Origin of the sequence: Polynucleobacter sp. MWH-Berg-3C6 (assembly GCF_018881855.1) — a bacterium.
Lineage (GTDB): Bacteria > Pseudomonadota > Gammaproteobacteria > Burkholderiales > Burkholderiaceae > Polynucleobacter.
Genome location: NZ_JACVPN010000001.1, coordinates 646,281 through 663,292, shown reverse-complemented (window position 1 = coordinate 663,292; position 17,012 = coordinate 646,281). Strand labels below are relative to the sequence as shown.

19 protein-coding genes are annotated in these 17,012 nt (G+C 46.3%); all 19 read right to left on the bottom strand.

Annotated features, from left to right (window positions below; all coding sequences use genetic code 11):
* Position 1: 1 nt before the first annotated feature.
* Positions 2 to 568 carry a CvpA family protein gene (locus ICN13_RS03410; protein WP_216138970.1) on the bottom strand — a complete coding sequence of 189 codons (567 nt, stop codon included), beginning with the start codon at positions 566 to 568 and terminating at the stop codon, positions 2 to 4.
* Positions 568 to 1,368, bottom strand: coding sequence for an SPOR domain-containing protein (locus tag ICN13_RS03405; protein WP_216138969.1), 801 nt, complete (start codon positions 1,366 to 1,368; stop codon positions 568 to 570). The genes ICN13_RS03410 and ICN13_RS03405 overlap by 1 nt, the downstream gene beginning before the upstream one ends.
* Before the next feature lie 3 nt (positions 1,369 to 1,371).
* Entirely contained in the window at positions 1,372 to 2,697 is a 1,326-nt protein-coding gene (gene folC / locus ICN13_RS03400) for a bifunctional tetrahydrofolate synthase/dihydrofolate synthase (protein WP_216138968.1), read from the bottom strand.
* Between the two features lie 4 nt (positions 2,698 to 2,701).
* Positions 2,702 to 3,589: an acetyl-CoA carboxylase, carboxyltransferase subunit beta gene (accD, locus tag ICN13_RS03395; RefSeq protein ID WP_215367552.1), complete on the bottom strand. Its 888-nt coding sequence runs from the start codon at positions 3,587 to 3,589 to the stop codon at positions 2,702 to 2,704.
* Between the two features lie 5 nt (positions 3,590 to 3,594).
* Positions 3,595 to 4,392, bottom strand: a complete 798-nt coding sequence (trpA, locus tag ICN13_RS03390; protein ID WP_216138967.1) for a tryptophan synthase subunit alpha — start codon at positions 4,390 to 4,392, stop codon at positions 3,595 to 3,597.
* Positions 4,393 to 4,400: 8 nt separating this feature from the next.
* Positions 4,401 to 5,594: a tryptophan synthase subunit beta gene (gene trpB, locus ICN13_RS03385; protein WP_216138966.1), complete on the bottom strand. Its 1,194-nt coding sequence runs from the start codon at positions 5,592 to 5,594 to the stop codon at positions 4,401 to 4,403.
* Between the two features lie 30 nt (positions 5,595 to 5,624).
* Complete coding sequence (locus tag ICN13_RS03380; RefSeq protein ID WP_216138965.1) at positions 5,625 to 6,302, bottom strand: phosphoribosylanthranilate isomerase; 678 nt, start codon at positions 6,300 to 6,302, stop codon at positions 5,625 to 5,627.
* A gap of 35 nt (positions 6,303 to 6,337) precedes the next feature.
* Positions 6,338 to 7,264: a M23 family metallopeptidase gene (locus ICN13_RS03375; protein ID WP_216138964.1), complete on the bottom strand. Its 927-nt coding sequence runs from the start codon at positions 7,262 to 7,264 to the stop codon at positions 6,338 to 6,340.
* 9 nt (positions 7,265 to 7,273) lie between these two features.
* Positions 7,274 to 7,711, bottom strand: a complete 438-nt coding sequence (locus ICN13_RS03370) for a polymer-forming cytoskeletal protein (RefSeq protein WP_216138963.1) — start codon at positions 7,709 to 7,711, stop codon at positions 7,274 to 7,276.
* Between the two features lie 106 nt (positions 7,712 to 7,817).
* Positions 7,818 to 8,633, bottom strand: coding sequence for a tRNA pseudouridine(38-40) synthase TruA (gene truA / locus ICN13_RS03365; RefSeq protein ID WP_216138962.1), 816 nt, complete (start codon positions 8,631 to 8,633; stop codon positions 7,818 to 7,820).
* 18 nt (positions 8,634 to 8,651) lie between these two features.
* Positions 8,652 to 10,037 (bottom strand): FimV/HubP family polar landmark protein, encoded by a 1,386-nt coding sequence (locus ICN13_RS03360; protein WP_216138961.1) that lies wholly within the window; start codon positions 10,035 to 10,037, stop codon positions 8,652 to 8,654.
* A complete protein-coding gene (asd, locus tag ICN13_RS03355) occupies positions 10,037 to 11,194 on the bottom strand; it encodes an aspartate-semialdehyde dehydrogenase (protein ID WP_216138960.1) in 1,158 nt (385 codons plus the stop codon). Before asd ends, ICN13_RS03360 begins: the two co-directional genes overlap by 1 nt.
* Before the next feature lie 35 nt (positions 11,195 to 11,229).
* On the bottom strand, positions 11,230 to 12,300 hold the full coding sequence (gene leuB / locus ICN13_RS03350) for a 3-isopropylmalate dehydrogenase (RefSeq protein ID WP_216138959.1): 1,071 nt from the start codon (positions 12,298 to 12,300) through the stop codon (positions 11,230 to 11,232).
* Between the two features lie 21 nt (positions 12,301 to 12,321).
* A complete protein-coding gene (leuD, locus tag ICN13_RS03345; RefSeq protein WP_216138958.1) occupies positions 12,322 to 12,969 on the bottom strand; it encodes a 3-isopropylmalate dehydratase small subunit in 648 nt (215 codons plus the stop codon).
* Between the two features lie 23 nt (positions 12,970 to 12,992).
* Positions 12,993 to 13,199 carry a hypothetical protein gene (locus ICN13_RS03340; RefSeq protein ID WP_216138957.1) on the bottom strand — a complete coding sequence of 69 codons (207 nt, stop codon included), beginning with the start codon at positions 13,197 to 13,199 and terminating at the stop codon, positions 12,993 to 12,995.
* A gap of 10 nt (positions 13,200 to 13,209) precedes the next feature.
* The gene (gene leuC, locus ICN13_RS03335; protein ID WP_216138956.1) at positions 13,210 to 14,619 is read right to left on the bottom strand and encodes a 3-isopropylmalate dehydratase large subunit; all 1,410 of its coding nucleotides are present in this window, start codon (positions 14,617 to 14,619) and stop codon (positions 13,210 to 13,212) included.
* Positions 14,620 to 14,636: 17 nt separating this feature from the next.
* Positions 14,637 to 15,950 carry a citrate synthase gene (gene gltA / locus ICN13_RS03330; protein ID WP_216138955.1) on the bottom strand — a complete coding sequence of 438 codons (1,314 nt, stop codon included), beginning with the start codon at positions 15,948 to 15,950 and terminating at the stop codon, positions 14,637 to 14,639.
* Between the two features lie 82 nt (positions 15,951 to 16,032).
* On the bottom strand, positions 16,033 to 16,302 hold the full coding sequence (locus tag ICN13_RS03325) for a succinate dehydrogenase assembly factor 2 (protein ID WP_216138954.1): 270 nt from the start codon (positions 16,300 to 16,302) through the stop codon (positions 16,033 to 16,035).
* Positions 16,299 to 17,003, bottom strand: coding sequence for a succinate dehydrogenase iron-sulfur subunit (locus ICN13_RS03320; RefSeq protein ID WP_215294049.1), 705 nt, complete (start codon positions 17,001 to 17,003; stop codon positions 16,299 to 16,301). Before ICN13_RS03320 ends, ICN13_RS03325 begins: the two co-directional genes overlap by 4 nt.
* Positions 17,004 to 17,012: the final 9 nt, after the last annotated feature.

Genomic DNA, 17,012 nt, shown 5'->3' with positions numbered 1-17,012 from the left:
TCTAGATTCCTATTGTTAATTTAGGAGTAATGGTAGGTGTTACTTTGGGTATTGCCTCGCCCAATTGCTTAGCCCAGTCAGCTGGCAGCCAACCTTTGATTAAACCGGTTGCCATATCGATAGCAGGTCTTGTAATGGCATCTTTCCAGGCCATACTTTGTGGAATTGGCGTTAATGCAGCCAGCGTCGCCAAAATAACGACAACCAAAGCGCCACGCGCCAAACCAAAAACTAGACCCAAGAATCGATCTGTCAAACTCAAGCCCGCTGACAAGATAATTTTTTGCACTAAGCCACCGAATAGTCCGCAAACAATTAGCGTCAATACGAAAAGAATCAAAAAGCTCACACCCAGACTAAGCAATTCATCTAGGTGAAATGTAGAGAGCCATTCTGTAGAAAGGTAATTTGTGTAGTGATAAGCAACCCATGCAGCTACAAACCAAGATGCCAGTGCAAGAACTTCTTTAAACAGGCCGCGAGAGATACCCACCAAGGCAGATACCAGGAGCACAACTAGGGTGAAATAATCCACCGATGTTAGCTTTAAGGTGGATAAGTATTCCATTACTGCTTACCAGTCTCGACGAGTCTTGGTGATAGACCCATCGCCTTAATTTTCTTTTCCGCTGCTTCTGCAGCATCTTTATCGGTATATGGACCAGCGCGGAGAACATAAAGCTTGCTGCCATCGCTACCGTTCTTATTCAACACATAGTTTGGAATCTTTTGATCTTTTAACTTTGCAATCCAACCTTTAGCGCGCTCTTCAGAAGCAAATGCGCCAATCTGAATGACGTACTTTCCCGAACCATTTGCGGCGCTGTTTTCAGAATTCGTATTTGCAGGCTTGACGGCATCATCCACTTTGGGCTTGGCATTATTGGCGGCAATAACCTCTTCGCCAGCAGCCAATCCCAATCCAGCAGCTTTATTTGGTGCGGGTGATGGCTTAACTTCAGCTTTCACTTCTGGTTTTGGCTCTGGAGTGGCAGCTACTTTGGGCGCTTCTTTTACCGGCTCAGCCGCTACTTCTGCTTTAGGCCTCTCTTCAGGCTTTGCTTCTGTTCCTGGGATTGGCAGACTGGTGACAATATTGACAGCGATATCGTTAGGAGCCGATTTAGGCTTGTTGTCTAAAATACGTGGCAGGCCAACTACCGCGATGAGGACCAATACGGCAGCGCCAATTAATCGATGGCGAGCTCTTTGTTGTTCTGGGTCTTCTGTGAGAGCGAGCTCTTCTACTTCAGCAGCACGCTGGAAACTACGAGGAGCAGCGCGTTTAGAGGAGCGTCTCCCTACTGAACCTAATTCAAGGTCATCAGCCTGTGTTTTTCGCTTAAAGAAGCTCGGTAAACGAATCATGGATCAATGGGCCTGGTTGTTTCGGTAAGTCATTACGCCTGCAACGGTATAGAAGGATCCGAAGATCACAATTCTATCACCCTCACCCGCTTTTGATAGGGCTTTTTGATACGCTGCAGCAGGATCTGGGAAGCATTCAATACCGCCATCAGCCCCGTTTTGAGGCCTTACGCCCGCGGCCTCAAGCCTCTGCGCCAGTGATAAGGCGCTAGCCGCCCTAGGGGTAGGTAAATCTGTACAAAACCAGAAATCCACAATATCCAACAAGGGCTTAATCACCCCATCAATATCTTTATCCGCCATAGCTCCAAAGATGGCGTAGGTATAGGGGTGATAACCCATTTTGTCTAAGCCCTGACCCAAGGTGGCAGCTGCATGGGGATTATGGGCGACATCCAGTACCACCGTTGGCTGCCCTGGCAAGACCTGAAAGCGACCCGGCAACTCAACCATGGCAAAGCCATTGCGAATATCCTGAGCACTCACAGGCAAGCGCTGATGAAGGGCCATCAAAGCGGCAATCACAGCCGAGGCATTGAGAATTTGATTGGCTCCGCGTAATGCGGGATAGCCGAGGCCACTAAAGCGCTTCTTGCGTCCAGCCCAACCCCACTGCTGTTTATCACCCTGGAAGTTATAGTCTCGACCCTGCAACCAAAGATCACAGCCAAGCTCTTCAGCATAGTCAATTAAAGATTGAGGCGGGATGGGATCGCCACACACTGCAATATGTCCTGGCCGGAAGATCCCAGCCTTCTCGCGACCAATGGCTTCTCTGGTACCGCCCAAAAAATCTGCATGATCAATATCAATACTAGTAACGATGGCGCAATCGGCATCCACAATATTGACGGCATCTAAGCGACCACCCATACCAACTTCTAACACCACTGCGTCTAAATTTGCTTTAGAGAACAGATGCATGATGGCTAAAGTAGTGAACTCAAAATACGTTAGCGTTGGCGCATCTACCAGGCTCACGCGTGCATTTTCAACAGCAGTGAAATGTTCCAGCAAAAGATCATCGCCAACCTCTTGCCCATTAACACGAGCACGCTCATTGAATTTCAGTAAGTGTGGTGAAGTATGACAGCCAACACGATAGCCAGAAGCTAACAAAATACTCTCGAGATAGGCGCAAGTAGAACCCTTGCCATTGGTACCAGCAACCGTAATTACTGGGCAATCAAAGTGAAGACCTAATGCCTCTTTAACCCGATTAATCCGTTCCAGCCCCATATCGATACCGACTGGGTGGGCTGTTTCGAGGTGACTAAGCCAAGCCTCTAGGCTAGAAAAAAGAATTGGGGGTTGGTGTGCTGTACTCAAGCGCTTAAACGGCTGCGCTACCCGCAATCGCAGGCTCTGGAAGCTTTTGCAAGAGCGCTAATAATCGCGCAATCTCACCACGCATTTGGCGACGGTCAACAATCATGTCGATACCACCTTTTTGCATCAAGAACTCAGAACGCTGAAATCCTTCTGGCAACTTTTCGCGCACAGTTTGCTCGATAACACGTGGGCCGGCAAAACCAATTAAGGCTTTTGGTTCAGCCATTACGACATCACCCATAAAGGCAAAACTAGCGGAGATGCCGCCCATGGTCGGATCAGTCAAGACGCTGATATAAGGCAGACCTTTTTTAGAGAGCAAGGTCAACATCGAGTTGGTCTTTGCCATCTGAAATAAAGACAACAAACTCTCTTGCATACGCGCGCCACCGGTAGCAGTCACACAAATGAAAGCGCATTTCTTATCAATCGCTTCTTGAACTCCACGGGCAAAGCGCTCGCCTACTACAGAGCCCATCGAACCACCCATGTATTGGAATTCAAAGCAAGCAGCAACCACTGGAATGGTCTCAATCTTTCCACCCATCACAATTAAAGCTTCTGTTTCACCAGAGGCATCATTTGCTTCTTTAATGCGGTCTGGATATTTTTTTGAATCTTTGAATTTCAGTGGATCAGTTGGATAGATGTCTGCGCCAATTTCATAACGACCCTTTGGATCGAGTAAGTTGTCTAAGCGCTGACGCGCACCAATGCGCATGTGATGACTGCATTTTGGACATACTGAAAGATTGGCTTCGATATCTGTGCTGTAGAGAACCGTTTCACAGCTCGGGCACTTAACCCAAAGCCCCTCAGGTACTGATTTGCGATTTGCAGGATCAGTATGTTGAATTTGGGGTGGGAGTAATTTATCTATCCAGCTCATTAGTTTTAACTATCCAATGCGTCGCGAATCTCGCGAATGAAGGTTTCCAATGATTGTACCGCCTGCCCCGGGGGTGCATCCTCCAAAAGACGAATAATTCGACTACCAATCACGACGGCATCTGCGCTCTGGGATACCGCCTTGGCACTAGCAGCATCACTAATCCCAAAGCCTACAGCGATTGGAATGTCGGTCTCTTCGCGAATCTTGGGAATGATGCTAGCTACGTCTTGAGTATTTAGGTGCGAAGCACCAGTAACTCCGCGCATGGAAACGTAATAAATATAACCAGAAGCGATTTTCGCAGCCTCTTTAATTCGCTCATGAGATGAAGTTGGTGCCAATAGGAAAATAGGATCAATACCTGCAACGCGCATACGCGCAGCAAAATCAACGCACTCTTCTGGCGGGTAATCCACAATCAGCAGACCATCTACACCGGCAGCTTTTGCTTCAGTTGCAAAACGCTCTGCTCCCATTTGCTCAACAGGATTTGCATAACCCATTAAGACAACTGGTGTGTTGGTATCTTTCTTGCGAAACTCTTTGACCATTTCAAGGCAGCCGTGCAATGTCACGCCATGCGTTAATGCTCGCTCTGATGATCTCTGAATTACTGGACCATCAGCCATTGGATCCGAGAAAGGTACGCCTAACTCAATCACGCTTGAGCCGCCACGTACCAATGCATGCATTAACTCAACCGTTTGCTTTGGATCTGGATCGCCTGCAGTAATAAAAGGAATTAATCCTTTTTTGCCTGATGCTTTTAGCTCTTTAAAGAGCGCCGTAATTTTTGACATTGCTCTTATTAACCTTCAGAACCCGTTGCTTGCGCAACAGTGTGCATATCTTTATCGCCGCGACCTGACAGATTCACCAAGATGGTTTTATCTTTGGGCAAGGTCTTTGCTAGCTTGCAGGCATAAGCAATCGCATGGGAAGACTCCAACGCAGGAATGATGCCTTCAATTTGGCAGCAATCGTGGAATGCTTTTAAGGCCTCCTCGTCTGTAATAGCCACGTAGTCAGCACGACCAGAGTCTTTCAACCAAGCATGCTCAGGGCCAACACCAGGGTAGTCCATGCCGGCTGATACAGAATGGGTTTCTGAGATTTGACCATTCTCATCTTGCAGTAAGTAAGTGCGATTGCCATGCAATACGCCTGGTTTACCAACACAGAGTGCTGCTGAATGTAAGCCGCTACCAAGTCCATGACCTGCCGCTTCAACACCAACGAGTTTCACTTCAGGGAAATTGATATAGGGATAGAAAATACCCATCGCATTAGAGCCACCACCAACACAAGCTAAAACATAATCTGGTTGACGGCCAGTCATCTCTGGCATTTGTACCTTGCACTCTTCACCAATCACGCTCTGGAAATCGCGCACCATCATTGGATAAGGGTGTGGTCCAGCGACAGTACCAATAATGTAGAAAGTGTTCTCTACATTGGTAACCCAATCACGCATAGCTTCATTGAGAGCATCTTTTAATGTTTTGGTACCTGACTCAACAGGAACTACTTTGGCACCAAGTAATTTCATGCGAAAGACGTTTTGCGCTTGACGGGCTACGTCTACAGAACCTTGGTAAACGGTGCAATCTAAGCCAAATCGGGCGCAAATGGTTGCTGTGGCAACGCCGTGTTGCCCTGCTCCTGTCTCTGCAATGATGCGTGGCTTACCCATACGTTTAGCCAACATTGCTTGGCCAATTACGTTATTAATCTTGTGTGCGCCAGTATGGTTCAGATCTTCACGCTTGAGGTAAATCTGTGCGCCACCTAGCATTTCGCTCCAACGCTTAGCGTGATAAACCGGAGATGGTCTACCTACAAAGTGTTTGAGTTCGTAATGAAACTCTTCAATAAATTCTGGGTCGTTTTGATACTTTGCATAAGCTTCTTTGAGCTCATCCAATGCAAACATCAATGTCTCAGAAACAAACACACCGCCGTAAGGACCGAAGTGTCCTCGTGCATCTGGCTTGTCGTACATAGCTACCTCTTTTGATTTATCTACAGCAAATTATTGGGATGATGATTTCTCATCTGCCGCGCGCACTGCTTTAACAAATTGAGCCATGAGCGCAGGATCTTTAACACCCCTGCTGCTTTCTACGCCACTGGAGACGTCAACCGCGCAAGGATGCAGGCGAGCAATCGCCTCGCCCACGTTGTGCGTGTTCAATCCACCACTCAAAACGACCCGAGGCGCGTTTTCGCTTACCCATGTCTGTGGAATTCCTTGCCAATCAAAAGGAACGCCTCCGCCACCATAACCCTCGACGAGGGCATCCAGCAGAAAAGCGTTTGCTTGCCTATATTGTAGGGAAAAATCACTAAATGCGAAGTCCTGCCCAACCCGGGCGGCTTTCATCCAGGGTTGGCCATCTGCCAGCTCCAAACAGCGCTCTGGGGTCTCATCCCCATGAAACTGCCATAAGGTAATTGGGGCAGCTGCTTTAATTGCAGCAAACTCCTCATCTGTAGCATTGACAACCAAGCCCACCGCATCTACCCCTGCTGGAAGCCTAGAAATGAGCTGTGCAGCCATATTTGGGGTAACAGCACGCACACTTGGGGGATAAAAGACGAAGCCGACCGCATCAACCCCGGCAGCAACAGCCGCATCAGTATCGGCCGAGGTCTTTAAACCGCAGATTTTGACCCTGGTCCGCCCAGCTGAGTATGTCAATAAGCCCATAACCTCAATGATAAGGTAAGGGGCGGATATCCAGCCTACTGGGCGCTAGCAGCACCCAACAACATACTAGATGGGTCAATGAGCTTACCACCCCTTAAAACCTCGTAATGAAGATGTGGTCCGGTAGCACGACCTGTTGCACCAACCTTAGCAATAGCCTGCCCTCTCTGTACTTTTACTCCCTCAGAGACTAAAAGTTCACTAGCGTGGGCATATCGAGATTGAAATTGGTCCACATGATCAATAACCAATAAGTTGCCGTATACAGGGTCACGCACTGCCTTAGTTACCACCCCATCTCCTGCGGCAATGATGGTCGCCCCTATTGGAGCCTGAAAATCAATACCTAAATGTTCACTCCAGGAGTTTTTAAATGGATCTAAGCGCTTTCCAAAGCCACTTGAAATAGAAATACGCTCTTTAATAGGATATCCCACTGGCTTAGCTTCAAGCCAGGCGATGTGACTATTCCAGTGTGATGAAAGCTTATTCAAATAAATATTGTTGTGCTTCATATCATGCAAAGACTCTTGCAAAGCACTCATTAGGCTGGGATTAACTTGCGAATGAGACGGAGTAATAAATGGACCGCCCACAGACATCGGCTTTAACTTCTCTTTTTGCAATGCGGGGGGTGTTGCTAAAGCAGATAGCTTTTGATTACTGACTTCCAATTCATTAATTTTGGTCTGATAAATACCCACTTGCTTTTCGATATCAGTCAACTTTTGTCGGTAAAAAGAATTGAGATTCTCAAGCTCAACAGCAGTATGAACATTACCAAGCTGCCTTGCCAATTGGGGGTTGTATTCAATGGCCATCTGAAAGCCCATGTACTGCAGAAATACTCCGAGCAAAATCAAAGAAAAAGCAAAGCCAAAGATACCAACCAATAAATTACGGAGGGTTAGGTTGATACGACGAATTTTTCCAACGGGGCCCGAGACCCAAAAAATTTGCATGGCTAAATTCTAAGTTGCATTATTTTTCTGCATTGCTTGAGCGATCGTTGCCTCAGCTGATCGGACTGAAAAATCCGAATCAGCTTGGCGCAATTTACCATCTACGCGTGCCCCTACTTGCATGCCTAAACTGCCATAAGTAATATCGCCAGTTACAAATGCTGAATCCAATAGCTCAACACGATCTGAGGAAAAAATGTTGCCGCGCAAATTACCAGATACGATGACATGCTTTGCCCGAATATCGCCAGTAACAGTCGCACCCTTTGCAATTGCTACAGTAGCCTCATGCTCATCGTCTTGCAAAATATTGCCGTTGACAATGCCATCAATGCGCACACTGTTGCGTAACAATAAGTTCCCATCAACTCTTAAACTAGCGCCAATGATGGTTTCAAAATTTTCTACGGACTTGCCTAAATTCTGATTGGTTTTTGACTTAAACATAGGACCACCTTTTGTTGTAGGAAAAAGATCATCTCAAAATTCTATACTTGTAGCATTGACCTAAGGGCTAATAGGCCACCTATTGATACTAGAACGCTGTTTTTTCTTAGAAATGGGGCAACCAGGAATTCTCTAGCCATGGGGCTGGGATGCCAAACTCTTCTGGATAGGCAATTTTGGCTAAGTAGAGGCCATCAGGCATAAATGTGGGCGCCGCAACTCTTCGGTCTTTGGCTGCCAAAACTTCAGCCATCCATTCTGGTTTTTGCCTACCCTGCCCGATTTGCAGAAAACATCCTACTAAATTACGCACCATATGGTGCAAGAAAGCATTGCCACGAATCTTGAAATATACCCATGGCTCTTGGGAAATAATTTCAATTGAGTACATTGTTTTTACTGGCGTCTTACTCTGGCATTCGGATGATCTAAAAGAACTAAAGTCATGTTCGCCAATCAAACATTGAGCTGATTTTTTCATACCCTCAATGTCTAACCACTTATTTGGCGGCAGCAAGAGATAACCTGCTCGGCTATTGACCATTGGTGAGCGACAAGGTCCTGCATGAAGCGCGTATATATAAGTGCGCTCAAATGCCGAGAAGCGGGCACTAAATTCTTCTGGAACTTCTTTAGCCCAATTCACCACAATCGAGGATGGCAAAAATGAATTAACGCCCCTCACCCATGAGAAATCTTCACGCTCAACATGGGTATCAAAGTGAATCACCTGCCCCAAAGCATGAACACCAGCATCAGTTCTGCCTGCTGTAATCGTTTTAATAGGGGAATCTTTGCAGGCATCGCCAACAAAGGCAGAAATTGCCCTCTCCAGTTCATCTTGAACTGAAGGTTGATTTACCTGTGTTTGCCAACCAGAGTATGGGCTGCCATCATATTGCAGGCCAAGGGCTATACGCATTAAAAGACCCTTATCACCCTAGGCATTGCGATGCAAGATCTCGGCTAACAAGCCCTGAGCTTCAATCGTAATGGTGGGGTCTACCGAATTACTTACACGCAATACTTCATCTAGGGATTTCTTGGCAGCAGAAAAATCTTCAATTGTGATGTAAGCACGTGCAAGATTTAATTTGACACGCAGTGTATCTGCCAAAGGATTGGGAATCGGTGCAGGCGATACTTTGGGCACATCTGCTGGCGGCTTAGAAAGATCCAAATCAATCCCAGCAAATAGTGCTTTGGCACGCTCAGGCATTTCGACATTACTTGGACTTGGCTTCTGATGTGTATGACTGGCAGAAGCTTCCGGATCCTGAAAGCTAGTCAGTTCGGAACGGCGCGCATTACGAGCGAAGCCCCATAGCAATAAAGCTGTTAATGCAATTAAAGTAAGTGCCACAATCGCTGGCCCAAAAACACCTAAGCCAAAATTATCCTCAACTGATTTTTTCTCTTTTGACTTCTCTAAAAGTCGCTGCAGATCGGCAACATTCTTTTCTAGCTCTGCAACACGAGCCTTAGCTTGTTCCAATTGCTTTTCTTGAGCAACAAGTTCTTCTGTATAGCGGCGCTCTTGATCATTGCCATCAGTACTAGAGCCAATCTTAAGGCGATCTTTAGGAGAGGTTTCTGCAGTCTTAGCATTGCTAGACTTAGATTGGTCTTGTGAGCCATTAGCGCCCTCTCTCTCGGCGCGCCACTGGGCATTAGCCTCAGCTACAAATTGATTGGCTTCAGCCGGACTGATTGAACGCAGAAGCGCTTGACTGGGTTTATTTAACTCTGCACCTGCTGCTAAACGATTAATACTGCCGCTAGCAAAAGCATCTGGATTGGCTTTATACAAAGCCATCATAGTTTGATCCAAGGTGGCGCCATCTAACTGGGGCGCCATCAGCGCAGCGATCTCGGAGAGGGTTTGACCGGGTTTGACGAGAACTTTTTGAACATCACCCAAGAGCAAAGTAAACGTTTTGGTGATGCTACCACTAGACCAGTTCAGATTAATCAATACATCCACAAATGGATCGTCCGATACCGGTACAGCATTCACCGTCTCTACTAAAACCATCAGTTGCTCTTGACGATTACGGTAAACCGAAACTTGAGTATTAAGGTCTAAAACCTTTGGTGATATTCCAAGGCGCTCATACGAAGCCTTTGGCAAAGTACTTGCCCTGAGACTTGATAAAGCACCCTGCTCATCTGCAGCGACTCTAATTGGAATCTCAACCCGAAGAGGCTCTCCGGATTTAGACTGCAACTGGGGTGAGCCTAAAGTGATTGCCCAGGCTGTACAAGACCAACTCAGCCAAACAAAGCAAAGCGCTTTTACCAAGCTGCGCTGGTAATTTCTAAACATTATTTTTCGAGCAAGATTCTGAGCATACGGCGTAATGGCTCTGCAGCACCCCACAAGAGCTGATCGCCTACAGTAAAGGCAGCCAAGTACTCCGGCCCCATCGCCATCTTATGCAAACGGCCAATTGGCACAGTCAAAGTACCACTCACTGCTGCTGGGGATAAATCACGCTCAGTAGTCTCACGATCATTCGGAACTACTTTGACCCACTGGTTATCGTTAGCCAAAATAGTTTCGATTTCCTTCAGCGGAATATCTTTCTTCAACTTCACTGTCAGACCTTGTGAGTGACAGCGCATTGCACCAACACGCACACATAAGCCATCAATCGGAATGCTACCTGGCGTACGGAAAGCCGGACGGCCCAAAATCTTGTTAAATTCAGAGCCGCCCTTCCACTCTTCTTTAGTTTGACCGTTCTCAACCGGAACATCAATCCATGGAATTAAGCTGCCAGCCAATGCAGTATTACGGAAATTTTTCTTCGGAAAATCTGGCGAACGCAATGTTTCAGTAACCTTGCGATCAATATCCAAAATCCAGGATGAAGGATCTGCCAATTCAGTAGCAACGCTGTCGCGCAAAGCACCCATTTGCAAAAGCAACTCACGCATATTCTGCGCGCCAGCACCAGATGCGGCTTGGTAAGTCATGGCGCTAATCCACTCCACCATATCAGCCTTCACCAAACCACCCATTGCCATCATCATTAAGCTCACGGTGCAGTTAGCGCCAATCCAATTCTTGCCGCCAGCAGCTAAAGCCTTATCAATCACGGGACGATTAACAGGATCTAAAACCAATACAGCATCATCTTTCATGCGCAAGGCGCTAGCAGCATCAATCCAATGACCATTCCAGCCTGCAGCACGCAGCTTAGGGAAGATGTCGTTGGTGTAGTCGCCACCTTGGCAAGTCAGAATGATGTCGCAGCGTGAGAGTGCCTGAATATCATTGGCGTCTTTTAGAGTGGTTTCATTCTTACTCACTTTTTTGCCATTGATCAGCGGAACCTCACCGCCTGCCTGGCTAGTGCTAAAAAATACCGGCTCGATGAAATCAAAGTCTTTTTCGGCCAACATTCTATCCATGAGAACGCTGCCGACCATGCCACGCCAGCCAACTAAACCTACCAATGGTGTATTTGTATTTGCCATGATGATTAACTATCTAATAAATTTTTAATTTGAATTTATGAAAGTGCTGCAACTACTGCATCACCCATCTGTACTGTGGATACTTTTTGAGTGCCTTCGGTATAAATATCAGCAGTTCGCAAACCTTGTGCCAATACTTTTTGTACCGCTTTTTCAATTCGGTCCGCTTCAGCAGGCATTCCTAGGGAATAGCGCAGCATCATTGCAGCTGAAAGAATGGTTGCTAATGGATTAGCAATATCTTTGCCGGCAATATCAGGTGCAGAGCCATGACTTGGCTCATACAAGCCTTTGTTATTCTTATCTAAGGAAGCTGAAGGCAGCATACCAATTGAACCAGTCAACATTGCAGCCTCATCCGACAAAATATCGCCAAACAGATTGCCAGTTACCACCACATCAAAGGCTTTAGGGGCCTTAACCAATTGCATCGCAGCGTTGTCGACGTACATATGAGACAACTCAACATCCGGATACTCTTTAGAAATCCGAATCATAACTTCGCGCCAGAGCTGTGATGTTTCTAAAACGTTAGCCTTATCAACGCTACAGACCTTGTTGCCACGTTTACGTGCCGCCTCAAAAGCAACGCGACCAATGCGCTCTACTTCAGGCTCGCTGTAATGCATAGTGTCAAAACCTTCGCGTGCACCTTTAAATAATGGCAACTCAGAGCTACGAATACCACGAGGCTGGCCAAAATAGATATCACCGTTCAATTCACGTACGATCAAAATATCCAAGCCGCCAATAATTTCTGGCTTCAAACTAGAAGCAGCAGTCAACTCTGGATAGCAAATCGCTGGTCTGAAGTTAGCAAATAACTCCAAGTGTTTGCGCAATCCCAAAATGGCCTGCTCTGGACGCAGTTCGCGTGCAAGAGCGTCATATTTCCAATCGCCTACTGCACCAAACAAAATAGCATCTGCTTTTTTAGCCAACTCTAAAGTTGCTGGCGGCAATGGATGACCGGCCACATCATAGGCAGCGCCACCAACAGGTGCTTCCTCTAAATCAAACTTTTGGCCGAGTGCATTTAATACTCGAACAGCTTGAGCGACGATTTCCGGGCCGATACCATCGCCCGGTAGAACTGCAATTTTCATGAAAGGCCTTTAAATCTAAAATTACGGCAATTGGGTAGCAAGCCAAGGCATTTTCAGAATGCGCTCAGCTTCATAAGCCTTGATTTTATCTGCATGGCGCAGAGTTAAGCCAATATCGTCCAAACCGTTGAGAAGGCAATACTTTCTAAATGGGGCCACATCAAAGCTATAGGCGGTGCCATCAGGGGTAATCACCTGCTGAGCCTCTAAGTCAATGGTCAACTGATAACCACTAAACGCAAGGGTTTCATTAAATAAGTGGTCAACCTGGATTTCTGTCAAAACGATCGGTAAAAGACCATTTTTGAAGCAATTATTGTAAAAAATATCAGCAAAACTTGGGGCAATCACTGCCCTAAAGCCAAATTGATCAAGTGCCCAAGGGGCATGTTCGCGGGAGCTACCGCAACCAAAGTTTTTACGGGCCAACAGAATGCCTGCACCCTGATAGCGCGCCTGATTCAGGACAAAGTCTGGGTTAACCGGACGTGTACTGCAATCTTGTCCTGGCTCACCATGATCCAGATAGCGCCATTCATCAAACAAGTTTTGACCGAAACCAGTTTTCTTAATAGATTTCAGAAACTGCTTGGGAATGATGGCGTCGGTATCCACGTTCTCGCGATTAAGCGGAGCAACTAAACCTTTGTATACCGTAAATTTATCCATGATTCTGACTTAACTCTTAATGTTTACTTTACAGGGGTAACAACAACGTCCTTACCCTTGGTTTGTGATTGATTGTTTTGCTGTGTAGAGCTAGATCCGCCCATTGAATTGCCCATGGTCTGCAAATCTTTGCCAACTCCTTCCATGGTATTGGCACAGGCAGAGATAAAGAGGCCAAAGAGTGCAACTAAAGCTAATCGAGCAATTAAAGATACTGGAGAAAATTTCATGTTTATCCCCTTATGAAATCTTACGTACATCAACAAAATGACCTTCAATTGCAGCAGCAGCTGCCATTGCAGGACTTACCAAATGGGTTCTGCCACCATTGCCTTGGCGACCTTCAAAATTACGATTAGAAGTAGAGGCGCAACGCTCACCAGGCTCTAAGCGATCAGCATTCATCGCTAAGCACATAGAACAACCAGGCTCACGCCACTCAAAGCCAGCAGCCTTAAAGATGCGGTCCAAGCCCTCACGCTCTGCTTGCGCTTTTACCAAACCAGAGCCAGGAACAACCAATGCCAGCTTCACATTGGCCGCCACTTTTTTACCCAGGCGATCAACCACCTTAGCAGCAGCTCTCATATCTTCGATGCGGCTATTCGTGCAGGAGCCAATAAATACCTTGTCAACAGGGATGCTACTGAGCGGCGTATTGGGAATGAGATTCATATACTCCAATGCACGCTCCATTGCAGAACGCTTGTTTGGATCTCGCTCTTTTTCTGGATCAGGAACGCGCTCACTAATAGCAAGCACCATCTCTGGTGAAGTACCCCAAGTGACTTGAGGCGCAATTTCTTCTGCGCGCAATTCCACCACTGCATCAAACTTGGCATCCGCATCAGAATGTAAGGTTCTCCAATATTGCAAGGCTTGTAAAAGCGCTGGGCCTTTTGGTGCATATGGACGACCTTGAATATATTCAATAGTAGTTTCATCAACAGCAACTAAACCAGATCGTGCACCAGCTTCAATTGCCATATTACAGATGGTCATACGACCTTCCATCGACAAATTGCGAATCGCTTCGCCAGCAAACTCAATGGTGTAACCAGTTCCACCTGCAGTACCAATCTTGCCAATCACAGCCAAGACGATATCTTTAGCAGTAGAGCCTGGTTGCAGACGACCATCAACTCTGACAAGCATATTTTTGCTCTTTTTCATGAGCAAAGTTTGTGTTGCTAATACATGCTCCACTTCAGAGGTACCAATACCAAATGCAAGAGCACCAAATGCGCCATGGGTGCTTGTATGAGAGTCGCCGCATACAACTGTCATGCCTGGCAAGGTTGCACCCTGCTCTGGTCCAATGACGTGAACAATCCCCTGGCGGGCATCATTCATTTTGTATTGGGTAATACCAAAGGCATCACAGTTTTGATCCAAAGTGTCTACTTGTAATTTAGAGATCGGATCTGCAATTCCTTCTGAGCGGTCTGTCGTTGGAACGTTGTGATCAGACACTGCCAAATTAGCAGAAATACGCCACACGGGGCGACCAGCCAAATTCAAGCCTTCAAACGCCTGAGGACTAGTTACCTCATGCAAGAGCTGACGATCAATATAGATCGTCGCTGTGCCATCTTCTTCAGAGTAAACAACGTGGTCATCCCACAATTTGTCATAAAGCGTACGAGACATGAGTGACCCTTAGAACCTTATTTACGAGCTGAGATGTTAGGAACCTTGCGTGAGGTTTCACCAACATATAACTGACGTGGACGTCCGATCTTGTACTCTGGATCGGTAATCATTTCTTCCCACTGTGCAATCCAACCTACTGTTCTTGCTAAAGCGAAGATGCAAGTGAACATTTCTGTTGGGATGCCAAGTGCGCGCTGAACGATACCTGAGTAGAAGTCTACGTTTGGATAAAGCTTGCGGCTCACGAAGTACTCATCTTCTAATGCAATTTTCTCAAGAGTCATTGCCAACTTGAACAATGGATCATCTTGTAGACCAAGCTCAGCCAATACTTCATGGCAAGTTTCGCGCATTAATTTTGCACGTGGATCAAAGTTCTTATAAACACGGTGACCAAAGCCCATCAAGCGAACGCTAGAGTTCTTATCCTTAACTTGAGCAATGAATTCATGAATCTTATCAACGCCACCCTGGGCTTGAATCTCATTGAGCATCTGCAAGCAAGCTTCGTTTGCACCGCCGTGGGCTGGACCCCAGAGACAAGCAATACCAGCAGAGATCGCTGCAAATGGGTTTGTGCCTGAAGAGCCGCACAAACGTACAGTTGACGTCGAAGCATTTTGCTCATGGTCTGCGTGCAAGATAAAAATGCGGTCCAAGGCACGAACCAATACTGGATTTACTTTGTACTGCTCGCATGGGGTTGCAAACATCATACGCATGAAGTTAGCGGTATAGGACAAAGAGTTATCTGGATAGATAAACGGCTGCCCTACTGAATATTTATAAGACATTGCTACCAAAGTCGGCATTTTTGCAATCAGACGAATCTGCGCTACTTCGCGCGCATGTGAATCGCTGTAATCAATTTCATCATGATAGAACGCAGCCATTGCACCAACCAAGCCAGTCAACACAGACATTGGATGTGCATCGCGACGGAAACCGCGCAAGAAGAATTGCATCTGCTCATGAACCATGGTGTGGTGCATGACCATATCTTCGAAATCTTTTTTCTGGGTAGCGTTTGGCAACTCACCATTGATTAAAAGAAAGCAAGTTTCCAAGAAGTCGCAGTTGTGAGCTAAATCTTCAATTGGATAGCCGCGATAGAGCAACTCACCCTTATCGCCATCGATGTAGGTGATTTTGCTATTGCATGACGCAGTAGAAAGAAAGCCGGAGTCGTAGGTGAACTTACCCGTCTGACCATAAAGCTTGCGAATGTCGATTACGTCAGGACCAACGGTTCCTTTGTAAATTGGCAGATCAATATCTGGCGTGCCATCCGAAAACGAGAGTTTTGCTTTGATGTCCGATTCAATCATTTCTAATCCTTAGTCATTCAAAATTATGATTAATACACTATTCGTTTCTATGCCTTCACTACTGCTACACCAAAAAGCCGAATTACTTCTCTCTCAGCTTTTGCAATACTGTTTTAAAGAAGTCTGACTGCATCTCCTTTTCCAATCCTGCCACCGAATCTTTACGACCAATCAACAAATCCATCAGATCATTGTCATCTAAGGCCAATAACTGGCTTAATACCCTTCCATCCTCTACGCTTAGCTGAGCGCCGTAACGCTCAAAGAAACGTTGCAAAATTAAATCATTCTCTAGCAAGCCCCTACGAGCATCGCTTTTTAAACGATATAACTCTGCATTACCGAGGGTCATACCGCCCTGCGAACCATTAACTCCTTGATCTTGCCGATTGCCTTCGTTGGGTTCAAGTGCTTAGGACATACATCCACGCAATTCATGATGGTATGGCAACGGAACAAACGATACGGATCTTCTAAGTTATCCAAACGCTGCGATGTTTCCTCATCACGGCTATCAGCAATAAATCGATAGGCCTGCAATAAGCCCGCCGGACCAACAAACTTATCGGGGTTCCACCAGAATGATGGGCATGAAGTTGAGCATGATGCGCACAAGATGCACTCATACAAGCCATTCAACTCTTCACGCTCTTCAGGGCTCTGGAGACGCTCTTTTTCTGGAGGGGGATTGTCATTAACCAAGTAAGGCTTGATAGACAAATACTGTTTAAAGAACAAAGTCATATCGACGATTAAATCGCGCACAACTGGCAAGCCAGGTAATGGGCGCAATGTGATGACTTTAGGCAAAGTCAACATATTGGTCAAACAAGCCAAGCCGTTTTTGCCATTAATGTTCATTGCGTCTGAACCGCATACACCTTCACGGCATGAACGACGATAAGAAATGGTTTCGTCTTGCTTCTTCAAGGAGATCAAAGCATCTAACAACATCCGCTCGCCAGTGAGCTCTAACTCATAGCGCTGCATGCGCGGAGCAGCATCGACATCTGGATCGTAGCGGTAAATTTCAAATATACGGATATCACTCATCTCTATTTC